At 66.6% G+C, this 15,858-nt stretch carries 16 protein-coding genes; 5 read left to right on the top strand and 11 right to left on the bottom strand.

Annotated features, from left to right (window positions below; all coding sequences use genetic code 11):
- Positions 1 to 208: 208 nt before the first annotated feature.
- From GFK26_RS32410 to GFK26_RS32385, 6 genes are read right to left on the bottom strand one after another with little or no spacing between them, the layout of a single operon-like run.
- Complete coding sequence (locus GFK26_RS32410) at positions 209 to 3,538, bottom strand: pilus assembly protein (RefSeq protein ID WP_153285586.1); 3,330 nt, start codon at positions 3,536 to 3,538, stop codon at positions 209 to 211.
- Positions 3,532 to 4,083: a pilus assembly PilX family protein gene (locus GFK26_RS32405; RefSeq protein WP_228121830.1), complete on the bottom strand. Its 552-nt coding sequence runs from the start codon at positions 4,081 to 4,083 to the stop codon at positions 3,532 to 3,534. The genes GFK26_RS32410 and GFK26_RS32405 overlap by 7 nt, the downstream gene beginning before the upstream one ends.
- Entirely contained in the window at positions 4,080 to 5,135 is a 1,056-nt protein-coding gene (locus tag GFK26_RS32400) for a PilW family protein (RefSeq protein ID WP_153285585.1), read from the bottom strand. Before GFK26_RS32400 ends, GFK26_RS32405 begins: the two co-directional genes overlap by 4 nt.
- An 11-nt stretch (positions 5,136 to 5,146) precedes the next feature.
- Positions 5,147 to 5,764, bottom strand: a complete 618-nt coding sequence (gene pilV, locus GFK26_RS32395; RefSeq protein WP_153285584.1) for a type IV pilus modification protein PilV — start codon at positions 5,762 to 5,764, stop codon at positions 5,147 to 5,149.
- Complete coding sequence (locus GFK26_RS32390) at positions 5,765 to 6,232, bottom strand: GspH/FimT family pseudopilin (RefSeq protein ID WP_153286180.1); 468 nt, start codon at positions 6,230 to 6,232, stop codon at positions 5,765 to 5,767.
- Complete coding sequence (locus GFK26_RS32385; RefSeq protein ID WP_153285583.1) at positions 6,223 to 6,654, bottom strand: type IV pilin protein; 432 nt, start codon at positions 6,652 to 6,654, stop codon at positions 6,223 to 6,225. The genes GFK26_RS32390 and GFK26_RS32385 overlap by 10 nt, the downstream gene beginning before the upstream one ends.
- Positions 6,655 to 6,874: 220 nt before the next feature.
- Here GFK26_RS32385 and GFK26_RS32380 point away from each other — a divergent pair, with 220 nt between their 5' ends.
- Entirely contained in the window at positions 6,875 to 8,947 is a 2,073-nt protein-coding gene (locus GFK26_RS32380; RefSeq protein WP_153285582.1) for a carbon starvation CstA family protein, read from the top strand.
- Between the two features lie 5 nt (positions 8,948 to 8,952).
- A complete protein-coding gene (locus tag GFK26_RS32375) occupies positions 8,953 to 9,159 on the top strand; it encodes a YbdD/YjiX family protein (protein ID WP_153285580.1) in 207 nt (68 codons plus the stop codon).
- Between the two features lie 53 nt (positions 9,160 to 9,212).
- On the opposite strand, the gene GFK26_RS32370 is transcribed toward GFK26_RS32375, so the two are convergent.
- The gene (locus tag GFK26_RS32370; RefSeq protein ID WP_153285579.1) at positions 9,213 to 10,106 is read right to left on the bottom strand and encodes a LysR substrate-binding domain-containing protein; all 894 of its coding nucleotides are present in this window, start codon (positions 10,104 to 10,106) and stop codon (positions 9,213 to 9,215) included.
- Positions 10,107 to 10,176: 70 nt separating this feature from the next.
- On the opposite strand from GFK26_RS32370, the gene GFK26_RS32365 reads away from it, so the two are divergent.
- On the top strand, positions 10,177 to 11,229 hold the full coding sequence (locus GFK26_RS32365) for a YeiH family protein (protein WP_153285578.1): 1,053 nt from the start codon (positions 10,177 to 10,179) through the stop codon (positions 11,227 to 11,229).
- A 105-nt stretch (positions 11,230 to 11,334) separates the two neighbouring features.
- On the top strand, positions 11,335 to 11,754 hold the full coding sequence (locus GFK26_RS32360) for a sel1 repeat family protein (RefSeq protein ID WP_153285577.1): 420 nt from the start codon (positions 11,335 to 11,337) through the stop codon (positions 11,752 to 11,754).
- Between the two features lie 56 nt (positions 11,755 to 11,810).
- On the opposite strand, the gene GFK26_RS32355 is transcribed toward GFK26_RS32360, so the two are convergent.
- Positions 11,811 to 12,470: a TetR/AcrR family transcriptional regulator gene (locus GFK26_RS32355; RefSeq protein ID WP_153285576.1), complete on the bottom strand. Its 660-nt coding sequence runs from the start codon at positions 12,468 to 12,470 to the stop codon at positions 11,811 to 11,813.
- A 111-nt stretch (positions 12,471 to 12,581) separates the two neighbouring features.
- Here GFK26_RS32355 and GFK26_RS32350 point away from each other — a divergent pair, with 111 nt between their 5' ends.
- Positions 12,582 to 13,277, top strand: a complete 696-nt coding sequence (locus tag GFK26_RS32350) for a DAPG hydrolase family protein (protein ID WP_153285575.1) — start codon at positions 12,582 to 12,584, stop codon at positions 13,275 to 13,277.
- Positions 13,278 to 13,434: 157 nt separating this feature from the next.
- On the opposite strand, the gene GFK26_RS32345 is transcribed toward GFK26_RS32350, so the two are convergent.
- From GFK26_RS32345 to GFK26_RS32335, 3 genes are read right to left on the bottom strand one after another with little or no spacing between them, the layout of a single operon-like run.
- Entirely contained in the window at positions 13,435 to 14,265 is an 831-nt protein-coding gene (locus tag GFK26_RS32345; RefSeq protein ID WP_153285574.1) for an urease accessory protein UreD, read from the bottom strand.
- A gap of 28 nt (positions 14,266 to 14,293) precedes the next feature.
- Positions 14,294 to 14,821 carry a nucleoside deaminase gene (locus GFK26_RS32340; RefSeq protein ID WP_153285573.1) on the bottom strand — a complete coding sequence of 176 codons (528 nt, stop codon included), beginning with the start codon at positions 14,819 to 14,821 and terminating at the stop codon, positions 14,294 to 14,296.
- On the bottom strand, positions 14,818 to 15,846 hold the full coding sequence (locus tag GFK26_RS32335) for an ABC transporter substrate-binding protein (RefSeq protein ID WP_153285572.1): 1,029 nt from the start codon (positions 15,844 to 15,846) through the stop codon (positions 14,818 to 14,820). Before GFK26_RS32335 ends, GFK26_RS32340 begins: the two co-directional genes overlap by 4 nt.
- Between the last annotated feature and the right edge of the window lie 12 nt (positions 15,847 to 15,858).

Raw genomic sequence — 15,858 nt, 5'->3', positions numbered from 1 at the left:
GTCGAAGCAAGAAGGCGGGGCCGGCGCCCGGCCTTGGCACGGGGCGCTATTGTCGTCGGTCCTCCAGCGGCCCGCGCCGGGCGGCGTCAGGTTGCGGGGCAGGTGACGCTGTTCGACCGGGTGACGGTGGTGCGTCCGGTGGCGTTGATGCTCACGGCGCGGGACTGCTCGGCGCTGGGGGTGGTGGCGCGGCAGATGGTGATGCCTCTCAGCGGTCGGTTTCCCGATACCAATAAGTTCTCTTTCTCGTTGCATTGATGGGGATGTTCGGCTTTTGCGCGCCGAGCCCTGAACTTCCGTCCGCGCCGGAGCCACCGCCGCCGCCGATCAGAAACGGCAGCCGCCGCTCCTTGCCGTCGACGGTGACCGTGACGACGCCGAACACCGGCGACGGCGCCAGCCCACCGCCGTGAAGCAGTTTGGAGGTCGTGGCGCCTGTCAGGAAATTGACGCCGTAGCTGCGCGCCGTGCCCAGGTTGGCCTGGCAGCTGGTGCTGCTCGGGACGATGGGCTGATTGGTGCCGAAGTAGACGATGCCGCCGACGGTGGTGGGCGCGTTCACGCCCTTTTCGCCCGCGCCGCCCAGGGTCACGTAGAAACCGCTCAGGGTGTTGTTGTAAGGGGCGGAGGCGGTGGCGTGGAACAGTGTGGTCGGTGCGACGTCCGCTGTGCTGCTGGTGTCGTCACGCACGGGTGTCCAGCCGGCTCCGTCGCCTCCCACGTTGGTGTCCTTGATCATGTAGAAGCGGTTCACGATGCCGCTGGCTTTCTGGGTCAGCAGCGGATGCTCCCGGTCGCCGGTGATGTCCAGCACCACGTCGTAGGTCTTCGTCAGCACCACATCGGGCGAGAAGAAGAACTTGCGCTTGGTCGCGCCGGTTCCGCCGAGCGCGGCGAGCTGGGAGGCCTGCCAGGTGCTCGCGTCGCCGCTGCCGGTCGGCTGGAGATCCACGCGCCAGATGTTGCCGCCGGTGTCGGCTGCGTAGAGCCGATCGATGTAGCCGTCGAAGTCGCGGTCAACCAGCGTGATGTCGGCTGGAATCGCGTAGTTCATGCCCGCCAGTTTGCAGGGGTTGCCGGTGCAGGTCGTGCCGCTTCCGCCCGGCCCGGCCTGCCACAGCAGGTTGCCGGTGACCGCGTCGAGGATGAAGATCCCCCGGCCCATGGTGTCGGCTGCGGGCGGCTCGGCATCCTCGTTGGTGTCGTAGCCGGCACCGAAAATCAGGACCGGGTTCGCGTGGCCCTTGATCATCGCCACCTTCGGCTGCGACCAGGTCTGCCCGAGCTCCCCGAAGCCGGTGTCGGCGTTGCTGCGCTTCCACATGAACTTCGGGTTGACCGGGTCGCTCACATCCAGCGCGTAGAGCAGCCGCCCACCGCGACGCGCCGACAGGAAGAGATAGGCCGTGCCCGTGGCGCTGTTCTGGTAGACGCCTGGTGCACCATCGAAGAAATAGGTCTTTGCGACACCGGCGGTGGAACTGCCCAGCTTCAGCGCCGGGCTGTTCTGGTAGAGCCGCTGCAGACCGGAGTAGAACTCCGAAGGCACGAAGCTCCACAGTTCGCCGCCCGGAGGAACACGGGCCGTGGTGTCGGTGGCGTCCTTCACGGAGATCGCGCAGGTCGGCGACAACGTGCAGTTGCCCTTCGGCTTGCTGGGGTCGTTGGGGTTGTTGGGCTGGTTGCCGTTGACGGCGCGGAACATGCCGTCGTTGGCGCCGTAGAACACCACCACGCCGGTCGTGCCGCCGTAGTCGATCACCGCGGGCCGCGAGTGCAGCACGTCGCCATGTACCGAGCCGCGAACCGTGATGCCGGTATCGGGGGGGCGGCTGGCCTCCGGGCCGGCGGCGGAGTCGCCGCTCGCGGAGGTGTCGTCGCCGCGCGCCCAGTTGATCAGGTTGGCGGCGGTCACCGAACTGGCCGTGATGCCCAGCGCCGTTGCCGTGAGGTTCGTGTTGCTGACCTTGAATGGCATCGCACTCAGTGCCGCGTTGGCAACGCAGCCGCTGCCAACGCAGGTGTACACATTGCGCGATGTTGTCGCGCTTGCCGTCGAGGTCGGGGGGTAGGAGTCGGTCAGGTATTTGAGGCGGATCTGCTGCCCGACCCCGCCTTTCTCGACGATCTGCCCGTCTGCCCAGTCATGGCCATCGCTGGCGCCTTGCGCCTTGAACGCGTTGAGCCAGAAACCGCCCTTGGAGTCGGGCAGGGAACTGATGTCCTTGGCGCTCCAGAAGCTGACCGCCGTAGGTGAAATGAAACCTGTGCCCGCCGCGCTCAGCGCCCGGTTGGCGTTGGTGCCTGCGGAGTAGTTTCCCCACGAGGCGTCGGCGAGAAACAACTGCGGCGCAGTCGGGTCGGTGGTGTCCACGCCGAACTGGTACTGCTTGAGGTTGCCCATCCAGCGCGGGTTCTCGCTGCCGTCGGGGCGGAACATGCCCATGAAGATCTGGTTGACGTAGGTCCCCTGCATGTTGGCGCTCACCGGCAACACCGGCGCCGCGAACACGCTGTTGACGGCTTGCACGTCACTGAACACCCGGCTGATGGCGGCGGCCAGTCCCTTGACGTCGCCGATCTGCACCACGAAATACTGCCCCCCTCCATGGCTGGCCATGCTAGCCATGAGCTGCTCGTACTCGGGATTGGTCCCGTCGCTCAGGATGATGGTGTAGGTGGTGATGCCCGGGTAGGGCGTCTTCAGGTGGGGCGAGGCCCCCGTGGACATGAAGTACGCCCACTCGTCGGAGTAGTCGGTTGCGTACGGAGGTCCGCTCTTGGGGACCTTGTTCGGCGCAATCGGAGAACTCCATGCCAGCATCGGCAGTTGCGCCGGCAGGCTCGTCAGGCCTTGCGCCGCCTGCAGTGCATTGCCGCCCAGGTTCCCGCTGTCCTGCATCTTCTGGTTGTTGGTGGCCAGCGTGATGTAGAGGACGAAATTCCTGCCGCAGGCTTGCTGGTTCGCCAGCCCCGGGTAGGTGGTGCCCGACAGGCCAGTCTTCCCCTGATAGAAGGCCCAGGCTTCCTGCATGGCCTGGGAAATCTGGTTGTTGTTGCTCTTGTCAGTGGCAAGGCTCAGCGCCGCGACCTGCTTGAGCATCTTGTCGAGGCCCGTGTCATCCATCCGCTCCAGCGAGCTCGGCGCCGGCGACGGTTTGGGTAAGACAAAAGTGCCGCCATCGGTCTGTCCGGAAGGAAAGTACATCAGGCCCAGGTTGATGTTGCCTTTGAGGGCCGCATCGGTGCCGAGGGCCTTGATGGCGCTGTACAGCCCGCACTGCTCAAAGCCCAGGTTCTTCGTCGGATCGTTCACCACCAGGTTGGGGTCGGAACAGGTGAAGGTCGAACTCGCACTCGCCGCCGCCGCGTTGTCGAGGATCATCAACAGGTTCGGGGCGGCGCCGCTGGTCGTGCCCTGATAGATGTCGATGTCGTCGGCTCGCGCGCCGGCACTTGCCAGGGCAAGCAGTGCCAAGGCACCCAGCCGCCAGAAATTCGAAGGCCTCTTCATGTCCTGCTCCCATTCGATCAACATGCTGCACCTACCACGACGCGCACCGCGATGCCCTGGTGCGTGGTTGCCGCGGCTGCGCCGCCTGCGGGCGGCGTGGCAGTTGCGTTGACTTCCCAGTTCGAGTTCGAGCACAGCGAATCGCCGCCTGTGCCCCCGCCGGCGATGCCCGTGTTCTGCGAGGCGCCGCTCACATAGCAGGGCTGGTCGCTGGCCTGGCTGGCGTCCAGCTCGCTGAGCTTGATGGGCTTGATACCGGTACAAACGGGCGCCGGCACGGCGACGGTGTACGCGGAGCCGGCCTGGCCGCTGTTGTTGATGTCCACTGTGGTGGTGCTGGCCTTCGGCATCGAGGTGAAGTCGGTGCTGATCGCCGCTTCGATTGCCTGCATCGCGGCCGCATTGGCTTCGTTCTCGGTCTGCATGTTGCCGACCAGCTTTGTGTTGACGGTGGTGACTTTGACTGCAGAAACGACCATGAGCGTCAGTACCACCAGGAAGATCATCGAGACCAGCAAGGTCGCACCCGATTGGCCCCGGCGGGTGCGGTCATTTTTCAAACGGTTCATGGCACTTCTCTCTGGCCTGAGTTGTTGTAGAGGCGGGCAACCGTGCTGTAGACGTGCCGCTTGACGTGGTCATTGAATGGCCCTGCGGTCGGCGTCGCCAGGCCAAGGTCGTAGGTTCTTTCGTCGGTCCAGCCGCTGCTGGCTTCCGTGTTGCGCGCCAGCACGTGAATGCGGATTGCCATCACGTTGGCCCAATTGGTCGCGGCGGCCGTCCAGTCATAGGCGGGCGTTGTTTGTGGGCACACGGCAGCCGCGACTTCCGTCGTGGGAGGGCTGTGCGGATTGCTGGTATAGCAATCCGGCGAACCGTTGGCATCCATGTCGATGCCGTAGTCGAACTGGACGTTCTCGATGCCTTCGACCAGCGGCGTGATGGTCATTGCGCCGTTGAGGTACTCGGCCATCTTGAGCGTGGGCGTGGTGTCGGAGCCGCATGCGTTGCAGGTGCTCAAGAAGTACACGTGCTGCACGATCTTGCGCAGCGGCGCGAGGCTGGACGCAAGGCAGTCCTTCTGCCTCAGCGTGAAGCTCGCCGCCGAGGACCCGGTGGCCGCCACGAAGGGCAGCGAGTCATTCGTGCAGGTGGATACCTGCAGGTAGCGCTCGCCGCTGGCCGCCGACGCCACGTTCACCGCGTTGGTGCTGACGCGGGTGACGACCAGCATGGCAGTGCCAGGCATGACGTTGTCGAAGCAACTCGGCACGCTGTCCAGCGCGTAGACCGGCAGGGGGACGCTGGAGGTGCCTGGGCTCGTTGTCGCCGCGTAGCCGAGGTCCGTAATGCCCGTGGGGCAAGCCACGGGCGTCATGTTGGCGAAAGCCGTGCTTGAGGATGCACCGACAAAACCGGCGAGCTGTATGTCTTTGCTGAGCACCTGCAATGCGTAGCGCCCGTTGTCGATCTGCCGCGAGGACTTGTCGAGTTCCGAACGCGAACTCACGGTCGACACGAGCAGGCTGCTCAGGCCGATCAGAAGGAACAGGCCCAGGGTGATAGCCACCATCAACTCGACCAGCGTGAACCCCCGGCTGATCCGCTGGCGGTGAACCATGGTTCGTATCCTCACGACAGTGCTCCCATTCGAACCTTTGTGGTGACGACCCGGTGCAGTTTTTCATCGCCATAGCTGCCGTTGCCGCAGGGAAACGCGGTGCTGCCATCGGCCAGGGTCGGCGCGGCCGTCTTGGCGAGGCCTTGCCAGGACACGGCAATCATGTAGACGTTGTCGGCGGCATCGTCGAGGGTTACGCAGCCGATGGCGCCGATCATGGCGCCGAGGTTTGCGCCCGACTGGATCTCGGCCTGTCCCTTGAGCATGTTGTCCCAGGCCGCAAGATCGGCCGTGGCTCGCGCCTGTTGCTGTGCATTGCCGATGGTGCAGCTCGGGGCCCCCGTATTGCCAGTGCCCGTGCCCAATTGCACGCCGGTCGCATCGTTGGAGTAGCAACTCGCGACTTTCCGGTTGGCGTTGAGACGGTCCGCCATGTCTTGTACGAGTTGCAGGGCCTGGATCCGCTGGTAGGACTCCATCTCGGCCAGGCTCGAGCGGCTGCTCACCCCCACCAGGCCGAGCAGGCCGAACAAGAGGATGACGAGCGAGACCAGCACTTCGATCAGCGCGATCCCATGCTGGGGCGCGGCCACATGGAGACGGCGGTTGGAAGAACGACGGGGCGACATCTAGCAGGCTCCTGTGTTGCTGCTCGGCACGCCACTCAGGCCGATGGAGATGCAGCGCGAACTCACGCCGCTCACCGCGGCTGATGGTGCGATGGTGAATTTCGTGCTCGCTGTCACCGGGCGGCCGTCCTTGCCGTAGGTGATGGCGCTCAGGCCCGCCGAGTCGGTGATGGAGAGGTTCTTGTAGGCCTCCTGGTTCTGGAACGTGAGGGTGTCGTTGCTCACCTTCCAGCCGCCGTCCCAGTCGGTGCCGACCTTGCGCAGGGACACATTGCCGTTTCGGGTCACAGCCTGGCTCCGGGCGAGCGTGATGGCTGCCATCAGGTCGAAGGAGACGTTGCGAATGCGCTGGTTGGCAATGAATGCGCTGAAAGAAGGCGCCGCGATGGCAGCCAGGATCGCCATGATCGTGATGACCGTGACCAATTCGATCAGCGTGAAGCCGCGCGAGCGGCGGCCTACCAGCATCCTGCAACTCCGCTGTTGCCCGACGCGGTCTTTGTCCCCGATTCGTCGATCGTCAGCTCTGCGCAATCGGTATCCCTGGCGAGTTGACTGCCGATCGGCGTGGCCGTGACCCGAAAGCCCGGCAGCGTGGTTCCGGTCTTGGGGGCGGTCGTGACCGTGTAGTTGGACGACACATGGGAAGGAACGCTCGAATTCAGCGTTGCAAGATTGGCGGCGTAGGCCCGTGCATCCAGCAGATAGCGCTGCTGCAGGTTGGTGACCTCAAGCATGTAACCCTGGGCCGCCGACCGGTTGGACCGAATGATGTAGCGCAGGTAGGACGGGTAGGCGATCGACGCCAGGATGGCCACGATGGCCACCGTGATCATCACTTCGATCAATGTGAAGCCGCCGCTTGTGCGCGCCTGCGAATGCTGGGTCATCGTGGACTCGTCAGAGTTGTTTCACATTGTTAGTGAATGTGAATTTATCACATTTAACGTAAACCCAAGCGCCTCGCAGCGCCGCCAATGACCGTTCGGCGGAACGTGGTTAGGGGTTATCCATTAGGCAATTCCACCCGCCCGGACCGCGCAGTTCGACGGATGCGGCGCCGCGGCGGGCGGGGAACACTCGCCCGGTTCATATCGAGGAGACATCCGCATGCCCAACATTCGCCGCCATCTGGTGTGGCTGGCCGTGGCCGTGCTCGGCGCTTTCGCGCTGGGCACCGTCGCCCTGAGCCGGGGGGAAAGCATCAACGCCCTCTGGGTCGTGACCGCCGCCCTCTGCACCTACCTGATCGCCTACCGCTACTACAGCCTGTTCATCGCCGACAAGGTGCTGGGGCTCGACGCCAACCGCAAGACGCCCGCGCACCGCCACAACGACGGCCTGGACTACGTGCCGACCGACAAGAACGTGCTGTTCGGCCACCACTTCGCGGCCATTGCGGGCGCCGGTCCGCTGGTGGGCCCGGTGCTCGCGGCGCAGATGGGCTACCTGCCCGGTCTGCTGTGGGTGCTGGCGGGCGTGGTGTTCGCGGGGGCGGTGCAGGACTTCATCATCCTGTTCATTTCCACGCGCCGCGACGGCCGCTCGCTGGGCGACCTGGTCAAGCAGGAGATGGGCGTGGTGCCCGGCATGATCGCGCTGTTCGGCACCTTCATGATCATGATCATCATCCTGGCGGTGCTGGCCCTCATCGTGGTGAAGGCGCTGGCCGAATCGCCGTGGGGCAGCTTCACGGTGGCCGCGACGATTCCCGTGGCGCTGTTCATGGGCGTGTACCTGCGCTACATCCGCCCGGGCCGCATCGGCGAGGTGTCGGTGATCGGCTTCGTGCTGCTGATGGCGGCCATCTTCGGCGGCCAGTGGGTCAGCCAGCATCCGGTGTGGGGTCCGGCCTTTACGTTCGACGGCAAGGCGCTCACCTGGATGCTCGTGGGCTACGGCTTCGTGGCCGCCAGCCTGCCGGTGTGGCTGCTGCTGGCACCGCGCGACTACCTGTCGACCTTCCTGAAGATCGGCACGATCATCGCGCTGGCCATCGGCATCGTGGTGGTGATGCCGACGCTGCAGATGCCCGCCCTCACGCAGTTTGCGCAGGGCAACGGCCCGGTGTGGTCGGGCAGCCTGTTCCCGTTCCTGTTCATCACCATCGCCTGCGGTGCCGTCTCGGGCTTCCACGCGCTGATCTCTTCGGGCACCACGCCCAAGATGCTCGACAACGAACGCCACGCGCGCTTCATCGGCTACGGCGGCATGCTGGCCGAGTCGTTCGTGGCCGTGATGGCGCTGGTGGCGGCCTCGTGCATCGAGCCGGGCATCTACTTCGCGATGAACAGCCCGGGCGCGCTGGTCGGCACCACGGTGCAACAGGCCGCCGCCACCATTTCGGGCTGGGGCTTCGTAGTCACGCCCGAGATGCTGCTGCAGACGGCCAAGGACGTGGGCGAGACCACCATCCTCGGGCGCACCGGCGGCGCGCCGACGTTGGCCGTGGGCATGGCCCACATCCTTCACCAGGTGATCGGCGGGCAGGCCATGATGGCCTTCTGGTACCACTTCGCGATTTTGTTCGAGGCGCTGTTCATCCTCACGGCGGTGGACGCCGGCACGCGCGCCGGCCGCTTCATGCTGCAGGATCTGCTGGGCAGCTTCGTGCCCGCGCTCAAGCGCACCGACTCGCTGCCGGCCAACCTGATCGCCACCGCGCTGTGCGTGGCGGCCTGGGGCTACTTCCTGTACCAGGGCGTGGTCGATCCGCTGGGCGGCATCAACACGCTGTGGCCGCTGTTCGGCATCTCCAACCAGATGCTCGCCGCGGTGGCACTCATGTTGGGTGTGGTCGTGCTGTTCCGCATGAAGCGCGAGCGCTACGCCTGGGTGGCGGCAGCGCCGGCCGTGTGGCTGCTGGCCTGCACGCTGACGGCGGGCTGGCAGAAGATCTTCTCGAGCGATCCGAAGATCGGCTTCCTGTCGCATGCGTCGAAGTACGCAGACGGCCTGGCCAACGGCGTGCTGATTGCGCCGGCCAAGACGCCCGAAGCCATGTCGCGCATCGTCTTCAACGACCGGCTCGACGCGGCGTTGTGTGCGCTGTTCATCTTCGTGGTGCTGAGCGTGCTGGTCTACAGCATCAAGGCCTGCTTCGCGGCGCGCGCGGCCAACCGGCCGACCACGCAGGAGACGCCGTTCGAGTCGATGGGCGCGGCCTCGTCCGCCGCCCACTGAACGCCATGGGCCTCGCCCTATCCGAAGCCGGGCGCTACATCGCCCGCTCGATCAAGCAGTCGCTGCGGCTCATGGTCGGGCTGCCCGACTACGACGTCTACCTGACGCACATGATGGCCACCCACCCCGACCGGGCGCCGATGAGCTACGAGGATTTCTTTCGCGAACGGCTCGAGGCGCGCTACGGCGGGGGCAAGGGGCGCTGCTGCTAGCACGCAGCGGCTGACAACGACAAAGGGCGCACACGATGCGCCCTTTTTTCATTTCACGAGGCGTCGAGGATCTGCGCCATCCGCAGCGCCGCCGGCGAGAGCGGCCGGTTCTTCAGGCTCAGCCGGTACAGCGGCCGCGACAGCACCGCGCCTGGCAGCTTCAGCTCGCGCAGCGTGCCCAGCGCGAGCATGTCGGCCACCACCACGCGCGGCAGCATCGAGATGCCGACGCCGCTGGCCACGGTGCGCGCAATGGCTTCGTTGCTTGCCATTTCCATCCACGGCGGCGCATCGATGCCGTGCGTCGCGCACAGCGCCTCGGTGGCCTGGCGCGTGCCCGAGCCGGGCTCGCGCAGGATCCAGTTCTGCCGGCCCAGCAGCGCAGCCGTCACGCCGCGGCGGGGCAGCGCGGCGTCGGGCGGCGCGACGATGGCGAGCGGGTCGGTGGTCCATTCGCGCACGTCGATGCGCGCTTCGCTGTCTGCGTCCACACGGCCTTCGACCAGTGCGAGGTCGATGCGGCATTCGAGCAGTTGCTCGCACACCCACTGCGTGTTGCCGACCGTGACGCGCGGCACCACCGCCGGAAAGGCCGCGCAGAAGGCCGCGATCTGCGGTGGCAGCCAGTAGCTCGCCACCGTGGTGCTGGCGCCCAGCGTGAGGCTGCCGCGCTGCACGCCGACGCGCGCACGCACATCGTCGAGCGCCGCGCGCTCCATCGCGAAGATGCCGCGCGCATGCGTGAGCAGCGACGCGCCGGCCTCGGTGAGACGGAAGCCCTTGCCCGCGCCACGCTCGATGAGCGTCAGGTCGAGTTGGTGCTCCAGCTCGCGGATGCCCTTGGACACTGCGGGCTGGCTGATCCACAGGCCCTCGGCCGCGCGAGAGAAGCTGCCCGCCTCGGCCACGGCGACGAACAGGCGCACCAGGTGCAGGTTGAGGGTCATAACTTAACTTCATGCATCGGTGAAGTTTATGTCTTTGACTCATGGTCTGTCGATTTCTAAGCTTGGGCCCATGTCGTCCCTTGCCGCCTCCTTGCCCGGTTTTTCCTTCGTTCGCCGCTGCGGCCCCGGCGTGCTTTTCGCCGCAGCGCTGGCGGCTGCCGCCGCGCTGCTGGCCGAGTGGCCGCCGATGGTGCACCTGGGCCTGAGCGCGCTGACCTTGGCCATCGCGTTGGGCATGGTGGCGGGCAACACGGTGTTCCCCGCGGTGTCGGACCGCACCGGCGCCGGCGTGGACTTTGCGCGCAGCGTGCTGCTGCGCGCGGGCATCGTGCTCTACGGTTTTCGCATCTCGCTGAGCGACATCGGCGCCGTCGGCTGGCCCGGCGTGCTGATCGCGATGGCGATGGTGGCGCTGACCTTCGGCCTCGCCGTGCGCATCGGCACGCGCTGGCTGGGGCTCGACCGCGAGACGGCCGCGCTGATCGGCGCGGGCAGCGCCATCTGCGGCGCCGCCGCCGTGATGGCCACGCAGCCCGTGGTGCGCGGCGAAGAGCACAAGGTGTCGATCGCCGTCGCCACGGTGGTCGTGTTCGGCACGCTGTCGATGGTGCTGTACCCGCTGGTCTATCCGTACCTCGGCCTCACGGAACATGCCTTCGGTCTCTTCGCGGGATCGACCATCCACGAGGTGGCGCAGGTGGTCGCGGTCGGCGAGGCGGTCAGCCCGGGCGCGGCGAATGCGGCCGTGGTCGAGAAGATGCTGCGCGTGATGATGCTGGCGCCGTTCCTCATGGGCCTGTCGTTCCGCGTGGCGGCATCGACGCCGGGCACCGCGAGCCTGCGCGCCTGCTGGCGCCAGGTGCGCGTGCCATGGTTCGCGGTGCTGTTCATCGCCGTGAGCGCCGTGCATTCGCTCGACGTGCTGCCGCGCGCACTCGTCGCCGCGCTGGTGCAGCTCGACACGCTGCTGCTCGCCACCGCCATGGCCGCGATGGGCCTGCGCACCAGCGCCGCGAGCCTGCGCAAGGCCGGGGCGCAGCCGCTCAAGCTGGGGGCGCTGCTGTTCGTGTTTTTGACGGTCGGCGGTTATGCGGTGAATGCGGCCGTGCTGGCGGTGTTCTAAGCCCGGGCTCAGGCGGCGCCTGAGGCGTCCTGCGTGAATTCCAGTTTCTCCTGCGCGCCCCTTCGCGGGACCATCGGTGCCACGCAACTGGTGGAGAAAAAACCGATGTCATCCGAACTCAAACAGATCGCCAACTGGTCGCTGCGCTGGCGCATCTTCCTGTCAGGCGCGCTGTGCCTGGTCGCCGCCGGCGCTGCAGCGAAGCCTTTCGATGTGAACGCCGACCTGCAAACCGAGCAGCGCTATCAACTCGCCCTCGAAGCCCAGGCCGGGCGCGACTACCGCACGATGCTCGTGCAGCTGCGCCAGGCCGCCACCGAAGGCCATCCCGAGGCGCAGGAGATGCTGGGCATGGTGCTGCTGACGGGCCCCACGCTGTATGGGTCCGCCGTGAAGGCCGACCGCTGCGAGGCACGCACGTGGATGCTGCGCGCCGCCGAGAAGGGGAGCGAAACGGCCAGGGTGCAACTGGCGTTTCTCAACAGGTTGCGCAGCGCGCCGTCCGGCAAGGTGGCTTGCGGCTGATTTGCGGCTGATGGCAAGGGACTTCGTGCGCACCGGGTGGTGACACCCGTTCCCTCCTAGGCGCTTGCCGCGACCGAGAACGCTTCGCCGTTCATCAGCCGAAGCGCCGCCTCGATGCGCGGCGACGGATCCCACGCCGGCACCGGTGGTGTCACGCCCAGCGCCATCTGCCGCAAGGGCTCGGCGATGACCATCGACAGCATCAGGTCGCACACCGCTTCGGGCTCCTTCACCTGCAGCAGCCCGTTCTTGCGCTGGCGCTTGAGCCAGTCGACGAGCATCCGCCGGCCGCGCTCGATGCCGTTGCGTTCGTACACCTCCAGCAGGTCCGCCTTGGACGGAAAGTCAGTGGTGAGCAGCCGGAACAGGCCGACCGCGTCGGCCGACAGCACGCGCGCCGCGATCACCCGCAGTATTTCCGCCAGCGCGGGCAACACGTCCGCCTGTGAACGAACTTCGGTCGCCAGCACGGGTTTGAATTCGTCGGTCCAGCTGCGTACGACCAACGCCACCAGGTCTTCGCGGTTGGCCGCGAACCGGTAGAGCGACTTCTTGGCAAGGCCGGCGCGCCTGGCCACGGCCTCCATCGTCGTGGCGGCATAGCCTTCGTTCAGCAGCAGCCAGGTGGCGGCGGCCACTGCAGCCTCGCCCATCTCGTGCTCGGGCCTTGCCGGCCGCCCGCGTGGCCGGGCGGTGGGGTTCGTTGTGTGTTCCATGCGGTCTTTCGTTGCGGAGCCTTCCGTGGGGCATTATCCAATTTAAAGAAACGCAAAGCGTTTCCTTAATGTAAGATCATTTCTCCTCTTCAAGAAATGATCGGAAAACACATGATCGAGCATCCCTTCCATCCAGAGATTTCCCGCATCGACGACCTGTTGCAGATCGCGCCGCTGCGGCTGGAAACCGGCATTTCCCGCCTGCCCAGCGGTTGCCTTGTCGTGGCCGTGCGCACCGATCTTCATGGCTGCACCGGCCGCATGCTCGACTGGTGGTTCAAGTTCTTCGAGACCACGCAGCACATCAAGTGGTGGCATCCGCACGACCACGTCGAACACCGCGGCTGGGACACGCATTGGAAGAAGGGCGAAAGCTACATCGGTGCGTCGATTCGCGCGGTGGAGTCGCTGGCCGACATTCCGCCGGTGGCTGCGCAACTCAAGTTCCATGACCCGCGCGAGTTGTTCGACACGGAGCAACTCGACCTGGCCTTCGCGCAGAAGCGCGCGTCGGCGGCGGTGTATGCGCGCATCGGCTTCGGCGAGCACATCACGCTGGACGCCAACGGCGATCCGCAGGACGGGCAGATGATTCACCTAGCCCGCGACACGCCCTTTGGCTGCGTGCTGCGCAGCCGCTTCCTGTTGGGACAGTCGAGCGCGCAGCCGGCGGTCGACGTGCCGGACGAACTGGGCCTGGGGCTGCTGCGCCATTGCTATTCGGAGTTCACGTACCTCTCTCGTTTTTTGCCGTCGCTGTACTACGGCGAGCATGCCAACGGCGAGGCCGCGCCTCTGCCCTGGTAGCCGACAAGAGTCGTCAACGAAGGGCCTCCCCGGATTGAAGAAGCGAGGCCGACTCGTGCGCACGTTGTCCGTGCGCACCACGCCGGAAAAAACGAAAGTAGCGGCGACTGCCGGGGACCGACGTCCCGGCCTGATACGCCGCACTGTCGCCCGCTTCTCAGGTCGCCCAGATGCGCGGCGTGGCCGCCGGCAGTTGCCACAACTCGCTGCGCCACGCCTGCCAGACCTGCCGCAGCAGCTGCATCGCGGGCTCGACCACCGGCGCAAGCACGCGCAGCACGACCACTTCCGCGTGCGGGCTGGTCGCGCCCGCGCTCTCGTGCAGTTCGTGCGCTTCGAGCAGCGTGCGCGCCTGCGTCAGCAGGGCTTCGCGCCGTGCCTTGATCATCGGCGAGCCGGTCACCACGAACAGCGAGGCGAGGCAGCGGTGGCCGCCCAGCCCCAGCGGGCTTTGCAGCAGGCGGTGGTCGTTCGCATCGATGCGTCCGCGCTCCAGCCACACGCCGGGGGCTTCGATGTGCTGCAGGTAGGTGCCGCGTTCGAAGGGCTGGTTGGCGTTCGGCAGGCCGAGCGCACACACGTCCCAGCCGATCATCTCGGCGCCCGGTGCAGTTTCGACGGTGAGCCGGTTCTCGGCCTGGCAGCCGCTGTAGCAGATCGCTTCGAGCGGCAGCCATTCGAGCCGCGCACCGGAGGCGAGCCGGATGCGCGTGCGTTGCAGCGCGGTTTCGCCTTCGGAACGGTAGAAGCGCGAGGCGCCGGGCGTGGTGATCAGGCCGTGGCTGCCGTCGGCGGCTTCGATGTCGATGTCGAGCGTGTCGCCGCCCACGAGCCCGCCCGGTGGGTGCACCAGCACGTGGTGGCACACCGCATCGCCCTCGGGGTAGAGGCTCTGCAGGACGCGCAGCGGGCCGTCGTGGCGAAAACGGGCGACGCTGCGGTCGGCTTCTTGTTGGTAGGCGAGGTGGAGACGGGCGTGCCAGGGCATGCGGCGAGTCTAGTGCGCCGTCACAGGCTCAGGTCTTCCACGCGCTGTCATGCGCGGCAGCCGCTTCATCGATGAGCGCCGGCCCGATGCAATCGATTGGATGCGGCGACGCGCGGAACACGTCGCGGCACGACAGCTCCGCGTCGCGCTGGTCCTGCCGCTCGCCGCGGAACACGCGCAGCCGCTGCGCGTCGATGCCGAACACCACGCGGCCGATGTTCGACCAGAAGATCGCGCCCGCGCACATCACGCAGGGCTCGCCCGAGGCGTAGAGCGTGGCGCCGGCCAGCTCCTCGCGCGTGAGGCCGCGACCGGCCAGCGCGCGCAGCGCGTTCACCTCGGCGTGCGCGGTGCAGTCGCCGGTTTCGGTGTTGCTGTTCGCGGCCTCGGCCAGCACTTCGCCGGCGGCTGAGACGATGACCGAACCGAAGGGCCGGTTGCCTCGACGGCGCGCGGCATGCGACCACACGATGGCCTTGCGCAGGTAGCGGCCGTCGCGCTCGTCGAGCGTGTTTTCGTCGGGGAAGGCGGGGGTGGAATTTTCAGGAACGTTCATGCCTTGGGTGCGGGAAGAAGGCGCTCGCTGCGCGCAGGCAGCATCGAGCTGTTGAAGAGGGCGTCGGCCGAGGGCCGCGTCTTGAGGCCGTAGGTGTCGGCCACCTCGTCGACCTGCTGTTCGAGCGTGAGCTTGCGGATGTCGCCCAGCCCGTGGCCGCGCGTGTCCGCCGCGCCCACGTACTGCGCCGTGAGGCTCCAGCGTTCGAGTTCGACCTTCTCGTCGAGGATCGGTTCGCGCTGGCGCATGGCCGCGATGCTCGGTGCGGGGTTGGAAAAAGTTTCGACGATGGCTCGGTTGGTCGCGCGCAGAAAGGCCGCCACCACCTTCGGATTTTGCGCAATGAGGTTGCTGCTCGCAAGGATCGCGTTGCCGTACAGGTTGACGCCCGCGTCCGAATACTTGAGCACCGAGAGTTCGTCGGCCTTCATGCGCGCGAAGAGCGAAACGGCCGAGTCGTGGAAGTAGGTGGCGGCATCGACGTCGCCGCGCACCATCACGTTGTCGCGCGCGCTGAAGTCGGTGGTCTGCCACTGGAAGGCATCGCCGCGCATGCCCTGCTTGCGCGCCACCATCGGCCAGGCGCGGCGCGTGGACTCGACGGCGGCGGCGGCCACCTTCTTGCCCGTGAGGCTCTTGAAGTCGCCGGTCACGCCGCGGTCCTTGCGGCCGATGATCACGAACGGTGCACGGTTGTAGTACTGGTACACGGCCTGCACCACGGGCGTGCCCGGGTTCTGTGCATTGAACTCGACCAGCGAACTGATGTCGCCCAGGCCCAGCTGGTACACGCCGCTCGCGATGCGCGTGATCGAGGCGACCGAGCCGGCGCCGGTGTCGATCGTCACGTCCAGCCCTTCGTCGCGGTAGTAGCCCTTGGCGTGTGCCAGGAAGAAGGGCGCGGTCTGGCCGTTGATGCGGAAGTCGAGCGTGAACTTGAGCGGGGTGAGCTTGCCGCCCTGCGCGAACACGGCAGGGGCGGCGAGGGTGGTGGCAGCTGCGGCAAGAAAGGATCGGCGTTGCATGGTGGGGCCTCG

Origin of the sequence: Variovorax paradoxus (assembly GCF_009498455.1) — a bacterium.
GTDB classification, from domain to species: domain Bacteria; phylum Pseudomonadota; class Gammaproteobacteria; order Burkholderiales; family Burkholderiaceae_C; genus Variovorax; species Variovorax paradoxus_H.
The sequence above is the reverse complement of the archived record's forward strand: the minus strand, read 5'-3'. Positions and strand labels throughout refer to the sequence as shown.

Coding starts and splice junctions, on each gene's coding strand:
- GFK26_RS32340 (WP_153285573.1), bottom strand. CDS start 14,821: ATGAACGTTCCTGAAAATTCCACCCCCGCCTTCCCCGACGAAAACACG.
- GFK26_RS32380 (WP_153285582.1), top strand. CDS start 6,875: ATGCCCAACATTCGCCGCCATCTGGTGTGGCTGGCCGTGGCCGTGCTC.
- GFK26_RS32385 (WP_153285583.1), bottom strand. CDS start 6,654: ATGACCCAGCATTCGCAGGCGCGCACAAGCGGCGGCTTCACATTGATC.
- GFK26_RS32345 (WP_153285574.1), bottom strand. CDS start 14,265: ATGCCCTGGCACGCCCGTCTCCACCTCGCCTACCAACAAGAAGCCGAC.
- GFK26_RS32360 (WP_153285577.1), top strand. CDS start 11,335: ATGTCATCCGAACTCAAACAGATCGCCAACTGGTCGCTGCGCTGGCGC.
- GFK26_RS32400 (WP_153285585.1), bottom strand. CDS start 5,135: ATGGTTCACCGCCAGCGGATCAGCCGGGGGTTCACGCTGGTCGAGTTG.
- GFK26_RS32410 (WP_153285586.1), bottom strand. CDS start 3,538: ATGTTGATCGAATGGGAGCAGGACATGAAGAGGCCTTCGAATTTCTGG.
- GFK26_RS32365 (WP_153285578.1), top strand. CDS start 10,177: ATGTCGTCCCTTGCCGCCTCCTTGCCCGGTTTTTCCTTCGTTCGCCGC.
- GFK26_RS32355 (WP_153285576.1), bottom strand. CDS start 12,470: ATGGAACACACAACGAACCCCACCGCCCGGCCACGCGGGCGGCCGGCA.
- GFK26_RS32390 (WP_153286180.1), bottom strand. CDS start 6,232: ATGCTGGTAGGCCGCCGCTCGCGCGGCTTCACGCTGATCGAATTGGTC.
- GFK26_RS32370 (WP_153285579.1), bottom strand. CDS start 10,106: ATGACCCTCAACCTGCACCTGGTGCGCCTGTTCGTCGCCGTGGCCGAG.
- GFK26_RS32350 (WP_153285575.1), top strand. CDS start 12,582: ATGATCGAGCATCCCTTCCATCCAGAGATTTCCCGCATCGACGACCTG.
- pilV (WP_153285584.1), bottom strand. CDS start 5,764: ATGTCGCCCCGTCGTTCTTCCAACCGCCGTCTCCATGTGGCCGCGCCC.
- GFK26_RS32375 (WP_153285580.1), top strand. CDS start 8,953: ATGGGCCTCGCCCTATCCGAAGCCGGGCGCTACATCGCCCGCTCGATC.
- GFK26_RS32335 (WP_153285572.1), bottom strand. CDS start 15,846: ATGCAACGCCGATCCTTTCTTGCCGCAGCTGCCACCACCCTCGCCGCC.
- GFK26_RS32405 (WP_228121830.1), bottom strand. CDS start 4,083: ATGAACCGTTTGAAAAATGACCGCACCCGCCGGGGCCAATCGGGTGCG.